Origin of the sequence: Lactococcus sp. bn62, from assembly GCF_029492705.2 — a bacterium.
In the GTDB taxonomy this organism is placed as follows: Bacteria; Bacillota; Bacilli; order Lactobacillales; family Streptococcaceae; genus Lactococcus; species Lactococcus petauri.
Map to the genome: position 1 here is coordinate 1,361,334 of NZ_CP120417.1, position 16,328 is coordinate 1,377,661.

Sequence of the window (16,328 nt, forward strand, 5' to 3'; positions counted from 1 at the left end):
TAAACTCTATTATAACGGAATAATATTGAAATAAACACTCTCAGGCTATAAATGAAAAAAGATGAATAAACTCATCTTTCTATTTCTTATTTGTTTACTTTTTGGTAGTTTTCATCAAAATACTTACCATCACGAATATCATTTGGTAAACCTTCATATGGTGCTTGGGCAATGACATCTTCGTTGTCTGTTCCAGCATTAGCAATATACGTGATTGTAGCAAATTCTGGGACTAGGTATTTTGGATAAGTTTCGTATTTTTCACGTGATTCATGCATCACATCGATAAAGTCATTTTGGAAACATACCGTAATTTCTGGATGTTCGTGTACCCATTTTGGGAAGAAAATCATACCGTGCATTTTTTCTTCATTTGGCATGAAGTCTAAAGCAACATCTGTTCCTGTTGGTTCGGTCCAAGCAACTTTATAAATACCTTCTGTAAGCATCACGATGTCAACTTCTTGTTCTTTTACCCAACGACCAGCAACCATTCCGCCATGAATACGGTAATCGATTGTTTTCTCATTTTTAATATAAATTTCGTATTCCCAACCATTGTCATAGGTATAAATCATATGTGAGCCGATAAAGTCTTTTAATGTAGAGTATTTTTTCATTTTTAGTCCTTCTTTCTATATATGTAAATTAAACATGTTTTATTTACATATATAGATTACTCCTTTATTTAAAAATTGTCAAATAAAAAAATACCGACCTTTAAATCAGCATTTTTTTATTTATAATTTTCTTTTTTTAGCAAAGTCTTCAATCATAACTTTCCGTACTTCTCGAGGCAAAAATTTTCGGATATCTTCTTCGTGGTAGCCGACTTGCAAATGGCTATTGTCTATGATTAATGGCTGACGAAGTAGCAGAGGATTATCAACGATTGCTTGAATCAGTTCTTGAATCGTTAAAGAATAAAAATCATCTTTTAAATTTTGGATGGCTTTTCCTCTACGTGTAATAATATCATCAGACCCTTCTTCCGTTAAAGAAAAAATTGCAAGAACTTCTTCTTTTGTAAGTGTATCTTTGGTGAGATTGATTTCTTGGAACTCTAAGTGATGATCCATAAGCCATTTTCTTACCTTTTGTGATGATGAGTTGGCCGCCGCCGTATATAGCTTAATCATAGTTTATCCCTCTTATTCCCATTTTCAGAACCTTTTAGCAATTTTTCAAAGTCGTATCTTTAATATACTATTCTTTTCTTATTTGTGAGTTAACTGTTCCTTAAACCAAATTTAAAATTGTCTAGTTTTTTGCCACAAATCCAAGATATTAAATAAAAAAGCACAGATTTATGACCTGCGCTCTTTTATTTAATATCTTATTGATCCACCAAAAGGCGAACTTTTTTACCCTCAACGGGCACAAAGTAAACGACTGTGCGAATTGCTTGAATGATACGTCCTTGACGGCCAATGATACGACCAATATCAGCTTCCGCTACTTCCAAATGGTACTCCATAAATTCTTCACCTTCGATAATTTCCAATGAAACAGCATCGGGTTCTGTGACCAAAGGTTTTACAATTGTCATTACAAGTTCTTTCACATCTTTTTGCATTTCTTACCTCTACTCTGACTAAAATCGTCCAAATTATTGTGAAATTGACAAAAAGCGGCTTAAGCCGCTTTTAATATTATTTGCTGAATTTTTGTTCGTGGAATTTTTTCATAACGCCAGCTTTTGAAAGGATGTTACGAACTGTATCAGATGGTTGTGCACCATTGTTAAGCCATTCCATAACGCGTTCTTCTTTCAAAGTTACTTGGTTTTCAGCTACAAGTGGGTTGTAAGTTCCAACTGTTTCGATGAAACGACCATCACGTGGTGAACGTGAATCAGCAACGTTGATACGGTAGTAAGGTTTTTTCTTTGAACCCATGCGAGTTAAACGAATTTTTACAGACATGTTATATTTCCTATTTCTATTTTTTATTACTTAACTATTATAGCATAAAATTTTTCCCTGTCAAGAAAAAAACTTGACAGCATTTTTATTACTATTCTTTCTGCTTTAGCAGATTAGAATGGCAATACGTAGGGAGCAAAGCGAGTTGTGAGCCTTGATTATTTGTTGTTCTGACGAATCTCTAGCAAAAGTTTTTCAGCTATCGCTTGATTCATTACTTTTTCTCGGCGAAGTTTTTCACTCAAAATAGTGATTTCTTCGTCTTTCGCGCCAACTGTCATTGCTAAGGCCCGAACTTGTAAACTCATATGTCCTTGCTGTATTCCCTCAGAAACTAGAGCACGCAAAGCAGCCAAATTTTGTGCCAAACCAACTGCAGCCATGACCTGTGCTAATTCTTTGGCTTCTGTAATTTCTAAGAGTTCTAAAGCAGCTTGAGCTTTTGGCAAAACTTTCACTGCCCCGCCAACCGTCGCCACCGGTAATGGTAGCTCAAGACTTCCCAAAAGTAAGCCATCCCTGACATCCCATTTCGCTAGACCTTGGTAGCTTCCTTCCTTGCTTGCATAAGCATGAATTCCAGAGGCCACAGCACGCGTGTCATTTCCTGTGGCAAGGACAACAGCATTGATACCATTCATAATGCCTTTATTATGTGTGGCAGCACGATAAGGATCAATTTTAGAAAAACGTGAAGCCGCCTGAATTTTTTCCGCAACTTCTTGCCCATTATTACCTTTACTCAGTCGTTCAACGGGAATTTCACAACTGACTTTAACCAAAGATTCCGTAGCATAATTGCTCAAGATACTGAATAATATTTTTTGCTCTGGAAACCATGTGCGAAAAAGATTAGCAACGCCTTCCAAAATGGCATTAACAATATTCGCTCCCATTGCGTCCTTCACGTCCACTTTAAAATCAACGGATACAAAGCCTTCTGCTTCGAAAGCTCTACTGCTCACCTGTCGTAAACCACCACCACGTTTAATAATGGAAGGATAAGCTTCTTTGGCAGCACGAAAAATACCTGCTTGATTTTCTTCGATAGTCTGCATTAAGTGGTCTGCCTGATCAACATCATAAAAAACAATCTGCCCTCGCATTAATCGTACCGAAAGCACCGTTTGAAAATTTCCAGCTATTTTTGCGCCATTACTTGCAGCTGCAATCACGGAAGGTTCTTCGGTTACCATTGGAACGAGGAATTTTTTGCCATTAATGACAAAGTTTTGCGCCAAGCCCATGGGTAGCTCGAATTCACTGATTTGGTTTTCGATGAGATTATCTGCTAAAGCCGCATCAAGTACTGTTTCTTCTAGAATTTGTCGTGTTTCTGACTTTAAGTCAAGAAAATCCAGACGCTCTGCTGGACTCATTTGGTAAAATTTTTTCTTCATATTCATTGCTTACACTAAATTAGGGTTTTCCAAGAGGACAGCCAAACCGAGACCGCCACCAATACAAAGGCTAGCAATACCATAGCGCTTATTTTCGCGTTGAAGTGCATAAGCTAAAGTAGTCAAGACACGTGCTCCTGATGAACCAATAGCATGCCCTAAAGCAATAGCTCCACCATAAATATTCACTTTTTCTTCTGGAATATTGAGTTCTTGATTTACAGCAACACTGGAAGCCGCAAAAGCTTCATTGATTTCAAATAAGTCGATATCTTCAATATCCAAATCTGTACGATCAAGCAATTGGCGAATGGCTTTAATCGGGGAAACACCCATAATTTCAGGATCAATTCCAACTTCTTCACTAGCTAATAATTTTGCCAAGACTGGAAGCTCTTTGGCTTCGGCATAATCATCGTTTGCTAAAATCAAAGCAGATGCACCATCATTTACTGGCGATGAGTTACCTGCCGTTACACTTCCGTTTTCACTGAAGGCCGTACGTAGTGAAGAAAGCTTTTCTAATGACGAGTTTGCACGAATTGTCTCATCTTCTGCTAAATCTGAAAATGGTACAATTTCTTTTTCAAATGCACCCGCTGTACGTGCAGCTAGAGCTTTTTCTTGCGAACGTTGAGCAAAGCGATCTTGTTCTTCACGACTAATTTCAAATTGCTCGGCGATTGTTTCACCGATCAAACCCATAGATTCGCCATTAAAGGCATCTACCAAGCCCTCAGACATCATTGTAAGAACTTCTTCGCCAGATTTACGGTGACGAATGATTGGGGATTGAGACATGGATTCTGTTCCCCCAGCAATCACGACATCCGCTTCCTCAAGTTGTAAAAGTTGTTTAGCGAGAATCACTGCCTTCATACCTGAACCACAGACTTCATTTATCGTTGAAGCTGGAACATGGTGAGATAGACCACTATTGATTGAGATCTGACGTGCAATATTTTGCCCTGTACCAGCCTGTAGTACATTGCCAAAAATCACTTGTTTGACGTCATCTTTAATATCTTCATGGCGCTCAAGTAGATTTTTAACTACATGAACACCCAGTTCTGCAGCTGTCTTATCTGACAGAGCACCATCATATTTTCCGACAGGCGTACGAAGCGCATCGATAATTACTATTTCTTTCATAAGCCAAGTATAGCACATTTCTGCCCCAAATAGTCAAAAGTTTTTTCCAATTTTTAATCTTTTATGTTAAAATTGGAGCTTAAACATACAAATTAATAAAGCATATAAACTGGAGGATATATATGAATATTGGTATTGACAAACTTGCCTTTTTTGTTCCTGAAACTTATGTAGATATGACTGATTTAGCGCTGGCGCGTAACATTGATCCAGCTAAATTTCATATCGGTATTGGACAAGACCAAATGGCCGTCAATCCGATCAGCCAAGATCTCATCACCTTTGCGACCAACGCAGCTGCTGAAATTCTGACTGAAGAAGATAAGCAAGCAATTGACATGGTCATTGTTGGGACCGAGTCTTCTGTTGATGAGTCAAAAGCCTCTGCTGTTGTTGTTCATGGTTTACTTGATATTCAACCTTTTGCGCGTTCTATTGAACTTAAAGAAGCCTGTTATGCAACAACTGCGGGCTTGCAAATGGCTAAAGACCATGTTTATCGTCACCCAGAGCGTAAAGTTCTCGTTATCGCGACTGATATTGCCAAATATGGCTTGAACACGGGTGGCGAACCCACACAAGGCGCTGGTGCTGTAGCCATGTTAATTGCAGCTAACCCTAATATCTTAGCACTCAATGATGACTCTGTCAGCTTGACACAAGATATTTATGACTTCTGGCGTCCTTTTGGTGATACTTATCCAACTGTTGATGGTCAGTTTTCAAATGCTACTTATATCGAGGCTTTTGCTAAAGTTTGGCAAGAGTATGCACGTCGTACTGGCCTTAGTTTCTCTGATTTTGCTGCCTTAGCTTTCCATACTCCTTATACTAAGATGGGAAAAAAAGCACTTCTTCCTCAACTTGAAAATGAAAGTTCTGAAGTTCAAGAACATCTTCTGGCGCAGTATGAGAAAGGAATTGTCTATAATCGTCGTGTAGGAAATCTTTATACAGGTTCGCTTTATCTCAGTTTGATTTCCTTGCTAGAAAATGCTGAAAATTTAAAAGCAGATGATAAGATTGGGCTCTTCAGCTATGGCTCTGGAACAGTTGCCGAATTTTTCTCTGGTCAATTAGTTGATGGCTTTGAGAAACATCTCCGCAAATCAGAGCACCAAGCTCTTTTAGACAATCGTAAAAAACTTTCTATTCCAGAATATGAAGAAATGTTCTCAGAAAGTCTGGATGCACATGTTGATCAAAAATTCTCTGATCCTATGCCCTATAGCCTTGCTGAATTAAAAAATTCAACACGACTTTATCGTAAATAAAAAACATTGGTTACGGCCAATGTTTTTTTGTTTATTTAAAAAATTGTCGGAACAAGCCCGCCATCCATACGAAGAGCTTCACCAGAAAAAGCACCTGCAAGAGGACTAGCGACATAAGCGACAAAATTACCAATTTCTTCAGGATGAATCAAACGTTGAATCGTTGATGTTGGACGATTGTTCAACATGAAGGCGCGACTTCTCTCTTCAACAGACTCTATATCTGGATAAAGTGAAGCCAATAAATTCTCAACACCTTCAGTTAATGTTGATCCTGGCATTACTGTATTTATTGTTACCGTAGTACCTACTGTTTCACGGCTTAAGGATTTCGCTAAAGACAGATTCATTGTTTTGGTCATAGAATAATGCGGCATTTCTGGACTTGGCATAATTGCTGCTTCTGATGCGATAAAAATGACACGCCCATTAGCATTTTTTGTCTTCATTTTAGGAAGATAAAATTGAGCTAAAGCAATCCCTGATATTGAATTAACCTCAAAGTAACGGCGCCATTCATCTAATTCGATGTCTTCAAACTTTGCATCGTTAAATATTGCCATATTATTGACTAAAATATCAACTTCTGGAAAAGCTTGAAAAAGAGCTTGTCGTTCATTTTCTATTGATAAATCATAGGCTGCTGGATAAAAAGTTTGGTTTGGATATTTTTTGTTAAGTTCTTCAATTACTTTATCCACAACATCCGAAGTTCTGCCATTAATAATAACATCGGTACCTTCGGCCGCAAGACTTTCAGCAATCGCACGTCCAATACCTTTGGTTGATCCGGTAACTAAAGCAAGTTTATTTGTTAATTTTAAATCCATTTATTTGGTCCTTTCGTCATTAGCTTCACTTCTGTACTCTAATCATTATATAGCAGATTATCCTACTTGTATAGTACCTACTTTTGAGTAACTTAGGAACCTAAAAGTAAGTTTTGTCCTGTGTTTAGTTGTTAAAGATCACTGTCTCAAAGTTAAATGACTCAGGTAAATGACGGGCTATCGAATATTCAAAAATACGTCCATCATCAAGGTTAGCAACTTGCTCGACTTGCATCAGAAAATCCGTATCTGTAAGATGCATAGTCTGCTTTTCTAATGCGTTGGGACGTACACCTTTAACATTAAGAAATGAACTCTGAATAACAAGACCAAGTTCTTCCAAGATATATTTATAAATGGAACCCGTTAGATGGGAATATTTCAATTGTGGAATAATGGAAATGGGCATATAAGTGTACTCAATAATCGTTGGCACCTTTTTGACATATCTTACCCGTTCAATACGATATATGAACTCCTCTACATCTATGGATAATTTATGAGCAATATCCGCATTTGGATGCTCGACTTCAAAAGTTAAAACTTTAGATTCCATTTGTCCTGAATGACGCTTGGAAGAACCCTCTACAGCATAGAGATGCGCTTTTTTGCCTTTGGTCCAATCTTTTACTATCGTTCCATAACCTCTTCGGCGGATCAAAAAACCCTCTGACACAAGAATATCCAATGCTTTTTTAACGGTCATTAAACTCGCATCATACTCTTGTACTAAGGCGTTACCATCTGCAATCCTGGAGTTGATAGGATAGTGACCAGACAAAATTTTTTCCTTAACATCTTCATAAATTACCAAATATTTTGGCTGTTTCTTTTTCATATACCGACCTCATAAACTGACATTCTCATTATTATTACACAATATCGTAGGAAAATAAAGTAAAAATCATAAGTGATAGTAACTTATGATTTTTACTTTATTAGCGATTGGCTGAACGCGCCATTCTCACATAAGTGTGACGTTTTCCTCGAATACTCATTGAAGCATGAAAAATATTTTCCGGAGCTGGCATTCCAGCTACGCCTGCATCTCCCAGCTCAAAGACATCTGCACCTGCACGTTTGGCCGCCAAAGCTAAACTTTGAATCGTACTTTTATCTGCACCTTCTTGCGAAGTTCCAACCACACAGTCCACCAATGTACCTGTTTTTCTAGTCGCAAAGGCTAATCGTGCGATTTGTTCTTCTGTGGTACCTGGTACAGCCCCCGGAGCGGGTAAGTCAAGCATATCAATTCCGGCATCAATATAGGCTTTTAAGTTTTCCCAAACCAAATCTGAGCCATGTGAGACAACGGGATTCAGCATTAAAAAGCCATTATAGAAACGACGTACCAGCTTAATATCCGCTACGATACGCTCTGGGCTTGCTTCAGGCGTAACATATGCTGTTAACGATAAGAAATTTATTCCTTTGCGAAGAACTTCCTTTATCGATGCGTCTGTCACTCTCTTATATTCAGATCCGGTATCTTTGATAATTAAATTGACACCAACAGCGGTTCCTGTTAACTTCCGTAACTCTGAGAGGTCATTAACCTCCCCTAATCCAGGAATGACCATCTTTTGTACATCAATATCTTTCAAAAGTAATAAATCTGCACCAAAAGCTGCCGCCATTTCACCATTTGTAACCTCTGGATAGAGTGGTGCATTTTCTGCAGCTAGATCCACGAGTATTGTGCGTCCTTCTGCTTTTAAAATAGCTTCTTTGAATTCTTTTGATGTACTCTCTCGTGTAAAATCAGAAGCTTCATATCCTAAAATTCTTTTCATAGTGCTATATCTCCTAGTCCAACATGCTTAAACGGTAAACCGAAGGTGAAACTTGGTTAAAGCTATTTTCCAAAATCTCAATATTGGTGATAACTTCTTCATCTTTCACTAATTTTTCAACACCATTAACAATAGTTTCATAAGCAGCATCGTAATAGCGACCATAATCGCCAACAGGTGTTTTTATTTGTTTTTCAATCCAGTCGCCATTTGCATTTTGATATTTAACAAGACCATAATTCATAGGACTATCTTCCCCAAATTCTGATACTTCAGGCATAATTCCAGCTTTCAAATCATTTTCTTGTTGATCCTCACCGTACTTAATAAAGGAACCTTTTGTTCCATGAACGATAAATCTTGGATAATCTTGTGCTACCAGATGATTTGTTTTTACTTTAACTTTTAATTGGTTTCCATAGTGCAAATCAACGTCAAAAAAATTATCTACTGCTTCTGCAACTTCATTGTTTCTAATATCATAAGTTACTGCTTCAGGACGCCCAAAAAGTGCCACGAGTCTATCAATAGAGTGAATACCTAAACCATAAAACGCACCTGCTTCTTTTGGACCTTCTTCTGTTATTGATCCTGGACGATAATAATCAATGTGCGCTTCCACTTCAAGAATGTCTCCAAGTAAGCCACGCTCAATAACCTGCTTTACTGCCAAATAATCCCCATCAAAACGTCTGTTTTGGTAAGGAGCCACCATAACACCTTTTTCTTTCCCTAAGGCGAGCAACTCTTTGGCATGTTCCAATGTGTCAACAAAAGGTTTCTCTACGATTACTGATTTTCCAGCTTCAATTACTTTCTTAGCCAGCTCATAATGCGTGTGGGCTGGTGTACAAATTGTGATAAGTTGTATGTCATCATCCTTCAGCATTTCTTCTAAATCAGTTGTGAAATGCACGCCCTTTTCCAAATATGGTGCTGCAAGTTCTTCATTAATGTGTAAATCAAAAATTATTTTAACCTTGATGTTTTCACGCAGAATAACATAAGGAAGGTGATAGCGATTTGCTGATTTCCCAAAACCGATAAATCCCATTGTAAGCATAAGATTCTCCTTAAATATATATGTTAATTTATAAAAGACTATACTTTTATATAAATTGAATTATACTTTTAAAAAATAGAATTGTCAAGAATATAAATTCCCAACTAAAATTAAGTAAAAAAAAAAGCATTTACAAAAATGCTTTTTTTATTTTAAACTGTTACTTCTTCCTTCATTGCTTTTTTAGCTGTTGCCATCATCAAACGAATCCGATTGAGCTGGTTGACCGCAGAAACACCTGGATCATAATCAATTGGGCTAATATTTGCACCCGGATATTGCCGACGTAACTCTTTCAGCATTCCTTTACCGACAATATGGTTGGGAAGGCAACCAAATGGTTGGAGACAGACGATGTTTTGAACGCCTTTTTGCAAGAGCTCAATCATTTCTCCTGTCAAGAACCAGCCTTCACCTGTGTGATTACCTACTGAAACGATTCCTTCTGTATTGGCCGCTATTTCATAAATAGACTCAATACCGTCAAAACGGTCAGAAGCACGTAAAGCTTTATCCATCGGTTTTTCCAACATATTAATAATAGAGAGTAGTGTTTTTGCCATCAATTTATTTTTCTTAGCAAAACCAATCTCATCTGTTTTCCAAATTTGGTTGTATAGAGAATAGTTCATAAAGCCAATCAAATCGAGAACTACTGCTTCAGCGCCTTCTTCTTCAATAATTTTCACAATATCATTATTGGCAGTTTTGCTGTATTTAACCAGAATTTCACCGACAACACCCACACGAGGTTTTTGAATATCAAGGAGTTCGATATTATCAAAGTCCTTGATTATCTGTTTCATGTTCTTGTTGAATTCAAAAATAGAAGCAGATTTAACATTATGTTGTGCTTTTTCTAACCATTTCGCATGAAGTGCATTGACTGAACCTTTTTCAGCTTCATAAGGCCGCGTCCGATAAACCACGCGCTCAAACAAATCTCCATAAAGCACAGCAATCATAAAACGAGTCAAAAGTGGCACAGTAAACTTAAAGCCTTTTTCTGTCCCTTGGTTGCCCATAGATAAGCTTACCACTGGAACTTGGGGGAAACCTGCATCGACAAGTGCCTTACGAAGTAAAGGAATATAGTTTGTTGCGCGACATCCACCACCTGTTTGGGTCATCATGACGGATGTATTGTTTACATCATATTCGCCAGATTGGAGAGCTTCGATGAGTTGACCAATCGTTATGATTGCAGGGTAGCAAGAATCATTATTCACAAATTTTAGTCCGTTGTTCACCGAGCTTTGGGTTTCCGGCAAAACAACTACATTGTAACCTGAAGCTGCAAAAGCGTTCTCAAGCAAGCCTTCTTGGTGAATCGGCGACAACATTGGCATGAGAAGCGTGTGTTTTTTAGACATTTCTTTTGTAAAAACCGGATGTGTTTCAACAATTTCTTTGATTTGAATATTTTCTTCAACACCATGTCGATGACGTTCTGAAACTGCTGCCTTGAGAGAACGTAAACGAATACACACTGCTCCCATATTTGAGCCTTCATCAATCTTAAGGACTGTATAGAGTTTATTATGGTTGCGCATAATTTCTTCGACTTGGTCTGTTGTCACTGCATCCAAACCACAACCAAATGAATTCAATTGTACTAATTCCAAATTTTTATTTTTACACACTACTTGCGCTGCAGCATATAGGCGTGAGTGGTAAACCCATTGATTAACAACGCGCAGCCCAGCAACTTCTTCAAGATGTGCAATGCTGTCCTCTGTAAGGACGTGGAAACCTTCTTGCGTAATAATGTCAGCAATGCCATGATTAATCTCTGGATCCAAATGATAAGGACGACCTGAGAGAACGATAGCTTTTTCCTTGTTCAGATTAATCTGCATGAGCAACTCTTCTGCCTTATCCCGAATATCTTGCTTGAAGTTCTCCATCTCTTCAAAACCGTGGAAAACCGCAGCTTTCACTTCAGATAAATCCACTTTGAAACCCTGTCCAAGCAAAGCTTTATGGACATTGACAGCTACACCTTCCTGATCACCTAGATTAATAAATGGATGAAGGTATTTAACTTTACCTTCTCGAATTTCATCAATATTGTTACGAATCACTTCGGGATAAGACTGAACAATCGGACAGTTATAATTATTTTCTGCTTGTGCCTGTTCTTTTTGTTCATAAAGCACTGAAGGATAAAAGATAGCCGGAACATCCTTTTGAATCAAGGACATAATGTGTCCATGTGATAGCTTGGCAGGATAACAAACTGTATCAGAAGGAATTGTTTCAATTCCTTTTTCAAAAAGTTCTTTATCAGACTTAGGGGATAATACTACTCGGAAACCTAGATCCGTTAACATGGTATGCCAGAGCGGGTAATTTTCATACATATTTAGGACACGCGGAATCCCTATTTCTCCACGGGTTTGTTTTTTCTTGGTTAAGCTCCGGTATTTGAAAAGTTTCTTGTATTTATAGTCGACAAGATTAACCTTTTTATCACGTTTGTCAACTTTTACTTGTGTTGCTTTTTCTGCGCCTCGCTCACAGCGGTTTCCTGTAACAAACTTACTGCCATCATTAAAGACGGTCAACGTCATTTTACACTGATTTTCGCAAAGGCCACAAACCATAAATTCTTTTTGTGTGCTGAATGCTTCCAAATCGTGCAAGTTCAGAATTCTTGATTTTTGCCCATACTCCTCCTTTTCTAGCGAAATTAAAGCACAGCCATAAGCGCCCATAAGTCCTGCTATAGAGGGACGGACAACTTCACGTTCGGAGATTTTTTCGAAAGCACGAAGTACAGCTTCATTATAGAAAGTCCCACCTTGAACGACAATCTTTGTTCCTAATTCTTCAGGACGTTTAACTTTAATTACTTTATAGAGGGCATTTTTGATGACAGAGTAACTTAAACCAGCAGAGATATCTCCTACAGTCGCACCTTCTTTTTGGACTTGCTTCACTTTCGAATTCATAAAGACTGTGCAACGTGAGCCCAGATTTACAGGATGTTTTGCTAATAGTGCAATTTCAGCAAAGTCACGCACATCGTATTTCAAAGAATAAGCGAAAGTTTCAATGAAAGAACCACAACCAGAAGAACAAGCTTCGTTTAAAGATATTGAACTTAAAGCACCATCGGTGATCCGCATAGCTTTCATGTCTTGGCCACCAATATCTAAAATAAAGTCCACACCGGGATTAAAATAGTCCGCTGCCTTATAGTGCGCCATCGTTTCAACTTCCCCGTAATCGACTCGGAGTGCAGCTTTAATCAGGTGTTCACCATAGCCGGTCACAGTAGATTTGGCAATATAAACATCTTTTGGCAGTAAACGATAGACTTCTTTTAAGACGTCAATGACTGACTCTAAAGGTTCACCATTATTTGAACCATAATGATCAAAAAGAATATGCCCCTCACCATCAATGAGCACAATTTTTGTTGTGGTTGATCCAGCATCAATCCCTAAAAAAGTTGCTCCTTGATGTTCAGAGAGCTTTTTATAGCTTGCTTTTGCCTTAGCATGTCGTGCTCGAAAATCTGCTAACTCTTGTTCATTTTCAAAAAGACGATCCAACGTATCCTGCGGAATCAAGCTGTCGCTATTGTCACTTTCTAGATTATCAATTAAAGTACGAATCGTACTTGTTCTTGTTTCCTCAGCCAGAGCAGCACCCATTGCCACAAAAAGTTGAGGATTTTCCGGAAAAATAATATCCTCTTCTGCAATATCCAAAGTTTCAATAAAACGTTTGCGCAATTCGCTCATAAAATAGAGCGGTCCACCGAGAAAAGCGATTTTTCCCGTAATCTTACGACCGGAAGCTAACCCAGCAATCGTTTGATTCACCACGGCTTGGAAGATTGAAGCGGCTATATCTTCTTTGCGTACTCCTTCATTGAGAAGGGGCTGAACATCTGTTTTGGCAAAAACTCCACAACGGCTAGCAATGGGGTATATTTTCTCATAGTCTTTAGCTAATGTATTGACACCCGCAGCATCTACTTTGAGTAAAGCCGCCATCTGGTCAATAAAAGCTCCTGTCCCACCAGCACAAGTCCCATTCATACGTAGCTCTTGGGTACCTGCGTCAAAAAAGGTCATCTTGGCATCTTCACCACCAAGTTCAATCATGACATCTGTTTCAGGAATAAATTTCTCAATAGTAATCGAGCTTGCGATAACTTCTTGTATAAAAGGGACATCAATTACATCTGCAAGTCCCATTCCCCCAGAGCCTGTGATTGCTAAGGTAAGTGAACACTCGCCTCTCTCTTCCAACAATTCTTTTAATACTTTTATCGTTGCCGTTTTTACATCTGAAAAATGACGTTCATATCGGCTAAAAAGGAGCTGATATTCCTCATCAAAAACAACGAGTTTTACTGTAGTAGAGCCGACATCAATCCCAGCCTTATAACTTTTCATAGTATTTTTTCCTTCTCTATTTGACAGGCTGTTGCTTATCTTATTCATTGTCTATTTTATCATTTATTCCTCATTTTTCAACCGTCAAGTTACAAGTTAATGTCATTTAAACAACATTTAGAAGTTGCGTGTCGTTTATGTCAAAAATGTTTTACATAGCTTAAATCGGTAGAATTTATCATAAAGGACTATAATAAACAACAGATACTACTATTATGTTGTTTAACCTACAAGTAAAGAGGAAATGTATTAATATGGCTAAAATAAATGATTTACGTGTCTTAAGAACACGAAAAATGATTACACAAGCTTTCTTTTCTTTGTTAAGAAATAAAAAATTTGAAAAAATTTCCATTCAAGAAATTGCAGATGCTGCAATGATAAATCGTGCAACTTTTTATGCACATTATGCTGACAAGCAAGATCTTTATGACAGTTTAATTGATACTTTTATCATGGATTTTATCAAAATTTTAGATGAACAAAATCCTGTGGATGGAACTGACGTTTATGTCAATGATATTGAGGAGATGTTGGCGCGCTTCTACGACTTTGTACGTCAAAATCCAGAAGTAGCACAAATTGTGATAGATAAATCACAGGACCAAACGATTATTAATCGTTTTATCGAGATATTAACCGAACGTTATACCGAACTTTTCGATAAGCTGGAAATTCGGGAACACGATGTATTAGTTCCAAGTGATTTTGTCATCAGCTATATTACTTCTATCTTAGCAGGCACACTTAAATGGTGGGTTTCTTCACCGAGTACCATGAAACCGAGTGATTTTGCACATCTTATCGTTAAATTAATTTCAAATGGTCACTTGACAGTTTTAGGTGTAAATATAAAATCATAATATTCGGCTGTAAGTATTTTTGTTTTATAGTGCAGATATAGTTTTCTCCCTTCTGCTACTTCTGATATAATTAAGATAATGAGAAGTATACAAGGAGCTCTACATGCAAGCAAAATACATTATGTCAATTGACCAAGGGACAACAAGTTCTCGCGCGATAATCTTTAACAAGCAAGGACAGCACGTCGGCAGTTCACAAAAAGAGTTACAGCAGCATTTTCCTCAAGCTGGATGGGTTGAACATGATGCCAATGAGATTTGGAATTCGGTACAATCTGTTGTCTCCGAAGCACTTATCCAATCAGGCATCAAACCTGCAGAAGTCGGAGCGATTGGTATTACCAATCAACGTGAAACTACCGTTGTATGGGATAAAAAAACAGGCATGCCCATTTATAATGCAATCGTCTGGCAATCTAGACAATCGGCGGCCATAGCTGATACTTTGAAAAAAAACGGCCATTCTGAACTTATCCACCAAAAAACTGGTCTTGTTATTGACTCTTACTTTTCAGCCACTAAAATACGTTGGATTTTAGATAGGGTTGACGGCGCGCAGGAACGCGCTGAACGTGGTGAATTGCTCTTTGGTACTATTGACAGTTGGTTAGTCTGGAAATTAACCGATGGTGAAACGCATGTAACAGACTATTCTAATGCAAGCCGGACCATGCTTTTTAACATCCATAATCTCCAATGGGACCAGGATATTCTCGACCTCTTGAATATTCCGGCAGCTATGCTTCCTCGCCCCGTTTCTAATTCTGAATGCTACGGTATGACCAAGCCCTATCATTTCTTTGGCTCAGAAATAGCTATTGCAGGGATGGCTGGAGATCAACAAGCGGCTTTATTTGGCCAAATGGCTTTTGAACCGGGAATGATTAAAAGTACTTATGGTACTGGTGCCTTCATCGTCATGAACACAGGTCAAGAGGCACAACTATCCAATGATCTTTTAACCACGATTGGTTACAGTATTAATGGTCAAGTTACCTACGCTCTTGAAGGGTCCGTTTTTGTTGCTGGCTCTTCTGTCCAATGGCTCCGTGATAGTCTGAAAATGATTGATAACAGTAAAGAATCTGAAGCAGCGGCTTTGGCTTCTAACAATAATGATGAAGTCTATGTTGTACCTGCTTTTGTGGGTTTAGGTGCTCCGTATTGGGATCAGGATGCTCGTGGGGCTATCTTTGGCATTACACGAGGAACCAGCAATAACGATATTATCAAAGCTACCTTACAAGGTATTGCTTATCAAGTCAAGGACATTATTGATGCGATGCAAGAAGATTCAGGAATTGATATTCCATTACTGAAAGTTGACGGAGGTGCAGCTAATAATAGCTATTTAATGCAGTTCCAAGCGGATATCCTTAATATTCCCGTCCAAAAAGCCAAGGATCTTGAAACTACAGCTCTTGGTGCAGCTTTCTTGGCTGGTTTAGCAGTTGGTTTTTGGAAAGACATTGATGAAATAAAAAGCTCTTATTCAGAAGGGCAAAGCTTCCAACCTCAAATGGATGAAAAACGACGACAAACACTTCATCAGGGTTGGAAAAAAGCTGTCGAAGCAACACGTGTTTTTAAATAAAAAAAGATCCAGAATTCTGGAC

General features: G+C 38.1%; 14 protein-coding genes. 3 read left to right on the plus strand and 11 right to left on the minus strand.

Going from position 1 to position 16,328, the window contains the following annotated elements; genetic code table 11:
- Positions 1 to 86 precede the first annotated feature (86 nt).
- The 6 genes from P3G65_RS07090 to P3G65_RS07115 all read right to left on the minus strand — a co-directional run bounded on the left by P3G65_RS07090 (position 87) and on the right by P3G65_RS07115 (position 4,477).
- Positions 87 to 620, minus strand: a complete 534-nt coding sequence (locus P3G65_RS07090) for a phenolic acid decarboxylase (RefSeq protein ID WP_019292391.1) — start codon at positions 618 to 620, stop codon at positions 87 to 89.
- 120 nt (positions 621 to 740) lie between these two features.
- Positions 741 to 1,139, minus strand: coding sequence for a Spx/MgsR family RNA polymerase-binding regulatory protein (locus tag P3G65_RS07095; RefSeq protein WP_019292392.1), 399 nt, complete (start codon positions 1,137 to 1,139; stop codon positions 741 to 743).
- Between the two features lie 197 nt (positions 1,140 to 1,336).
- Entirely contained in the window at positions 1,337 to 1,576 is a 240-nt protein-coding gene (locus tag P3G65_RS07100; RefSeq protein WP_004256341.1) for a KH domain-containing protein, read from the minus strand.
- 76 nt (positions 1,577 to 1,652) lie between these two features.
- Positions 1,653 to 1,925, minus strand: coding sequence for a 30S ribosomal protein S16 (gene rpsP, locus P3G65_RS07105; protein WP_004256337.1), 273 nt, complete (start codon positions 1,923 to 1,925; stop codon positions 1,653 to 1,655).
- 158 nt (positions 1,926 to 2,083) lie between these two features.
- Positions 2,084 to 3,325 (minus strand): hydroxymethylglutaryl-CoA reductase, degradative, encoded by a 1,242-nt coding sequence (locus tag P3G65_RS07110; protein ID WP_029346180.1) that lies wholly within the window; start codon positions 3,323 to 3,325, stop codon positions 2,084 to 2,086.
- Between the two features lie 9 nt (positions 3,326 to 3,334).
- Positions 3,335 to 4,477 (minus strand): thiolase family protein, encoded by a 1,143-nt coding sequence (locus P3G65_RS07115; RefSeq protein ID WP_029343395.1) that lies wholly within the window; start codon positions 4,475 to 4,477, stop codon positions 3,335 to 3,337.
- Positions 4,478 to 4,599: 122 nt separating this feature from the next.
- Here P3G65_RS07115 and P3G65_RS07120 point away from each other — a divergent pair, with 122 nt between their 5' ends.
- Positions 4,600 to 5,751: a hydroxymethylglutaryl-CoA synthase gene (locus tag P3G65_RS07120; RefSeq protein ID WP_019292395.1), complete on the plus strand. Its 1,152-nt coding sequence runs from the start codon at positions 4,600 to 4,602 to the stop codon at positions 5,749 to 5,751.
- 35 nt (positions 5,752 to 5,786) lie between these two features.
- Here the strand turns inward: P3G65_RS07120 and P3G65_RS07125 are convergent, their stop codons facing one another.
- The 5 genes from P3G65_RS07125 to P3G65_RS07145 all read right to left on the minus strand — a co-directional run bounded on the left by P3G65_RS07125 (position 5,787) and on the right by P3G65_RS07145 (position 13,849).
- Positions 5,787 to 6,581 (minus strand): SDR family NAD(P)-dependent oxidoreductase, encoded by a 795-nt coding sequence (locus P3G65_RS07125; protein ID WP_019292396.1) that lies wholly within the window; start codon positions 6,579 to 6,581, stop codon positions 5,787 to 5,789.
- 124 nt (positions 6,582 to 6,705) lie between these two features.
- Positions 6,706 to 7,419: a GntR family transcriptional regulator gene (locus P3G65_RS07130; RefSeq protein WP_019292397.1), complete on the minus strand. Its 714-nt coding sequence runs from the start codon at positions 7,417 to 7,419 to the stop codon at positions 6,706 to 6,708.
- Positions 7,420 to 7,519: 100 nt separating this feature from the next.
- Positions 7,520 to 8,374 (minus strand): hypothetical protein, encoded by an 855-nt coding sequence (locus P3G65_RS07135; RefSeq protein WP_019292398.1) that lies wholly within the window; start codon positions 8,372 to 8,374, stop codon positions 7,520 to 7,522.
- Positions 8,375 to 8,387: 13 nt separating this feature from the next.
- Positions 8,388 to 9,437: an oxidoreductase gene (locus tag P3G65_RS07140; RefSeq protein ID WP_284071140.1), complete on the minus strand. Its 1,050-nt coding sequence runs from the start codon at positions 9,435 to 9,437 to the stop codon at positions 8,388 to 8,390.
- Positions 9,438 to 9,589: 152 nt separating this feature from the next.
- Positions 9,590 to 13,849, minus strand: a complete 4,260-nt coding sequence (locus P3G65_RS07145; RefSeq protein ID WP_040087566.1) for a 2-hydroxyacyl-CoA dehydratase — start codon at positions 13,847 to 13,849, stop codon at positions 9,590 to 9,592.
- 254 nt (positions 13,850 to 14,103) lie between these two features.
- Here P3G65_RS07145 and P3G65_RS07150 point away from each other — a divergent pair, with 254 nt between their 5' ends.
- Both P3G65_RS07150 and glpK read left to right on the plus strand, forming a co-directional pair.
- Entirely contained in the window at positions 14,104 to 14,712 is a 609-nt protein-coding gene (locus P3G65_RS07150; protein ID WP_019292736.1) for a TetR/AcrR family transcriptional regulator, read from the plus strand.
- A gap of 103 nt (positions 14,713 to 14,815) precedes the next feature.
- Entirely contained in the window at positions 14,816 to 16,306 is a 1,491-nt protein-coding gene (gene glpK / locus P3G65_RS07155) for a glycerol kinase GlpK (protein WP_019292737.1), read from the plus strand.
- Positions 16,307 to 16,328 lie beyond the last annotated feature (22 nt).

Excerpts from the sequence above, each read along its gene's own strand:
- P3G65_RS07090 (WP_019292391.1), bottom strand. The coding sequence starts at position 620 with ATGAAAAAATACTCTACATTAAAAGACTTTATCGGCTCACATATGATT.
- P3G65_RS07095 (WP_019292392.1), bottom strand. The coding sequence starts at position 1,139 with ATGATTAAGCTATATACGGCGGCGGCCAACTCATCATCACAAAAGGTA.
- P3G65_RS07100 (WP_004256341.1), bottom strand. The coding sequence starts at position 1,576 with ATGCAAAAAGATGTGAAAGAACTTGTAATGACAATTGTAAAACCTTTG.
- rpsP (WP_004256337.1), bottom strand. The coding sequence starts at position 1,925 with ATGTCTGTAAAAATTCGTTTAACTCGCATGGGTTCAAAGAAAAAACCT.
- P3G65_RS07110 (WP_029346180.1), bottom strand. The coding sequence starts at position 3,325 with ATGAAGAAAAAATTTTACCAAATGAGTCCAGCAGAGCGTCTGGATTTT.
- P3G65_RS07115 (WP_029343395.1), bottom strand. The coding sequence starts at position 4,477 with ATGAAAGAAATAGTAATTATCGATGCGCTTCGTACGCCTGTCGGAAAA.
- P3G65_RS07120 (WP_019292395.1), top strand. The coding sequence starts at position 4,600 with ATGAATATTGGTATTGACAAACTTGCCTTTTTTGTTCCTGAAACTTAT.
- P3G65_RS07125 (WP_019292396.1), bottom strand. The coding sequence starts at position 6,581 with ATGGATTTAAAATTAACAAATAAACTTGCTTTAGTTACCGGATCAACC.
- P3G65_RS07130 (WP_019292397.1), bottom strand. The coding sequence starts at position 7,419 with ATGAAAAAGAAACAGCCAAAATATTTGGTAATTTATGAAGATGTTAAG.
- P3G65_RS07135 (WP_019292398.1), bottom strand. The coding sequence starts at position 8,374 with ATGAAAAGAATTTTAGGATATGAAGCTTCTGATTTTACACGAGAGAGT.
- P3G65_RS07140 (WP_284071140.1), bottom strand. The coding sequence starts at position 9,437 with ATGCTTACAATGGGATTTATCGGTTTTGGGAAATCAGCAAATCGCTAT.
- P3G65_RS07145 (WP_040087566.1), bottom strand. The coding sequence starts at position 13,849 with ATGAAAAGTTATAAGGCTGGGATTGATGTCGGCTCTACTACAGTAAAA.
- P3G65_RS07150 (WP_019292736.1), top strand. The coding sequence starts at position 14,104 with ATGGCTAAAATAAATGATTTACGTGTCTTAAGAACACGAAAAATGATT.
- glpK (WP_019292737.1), top strand. The coding sequence starts at position 14,816 with ATGCAAGCAAAATACATTATGTCAATTGACCAAGGGACAACAAGTTCT.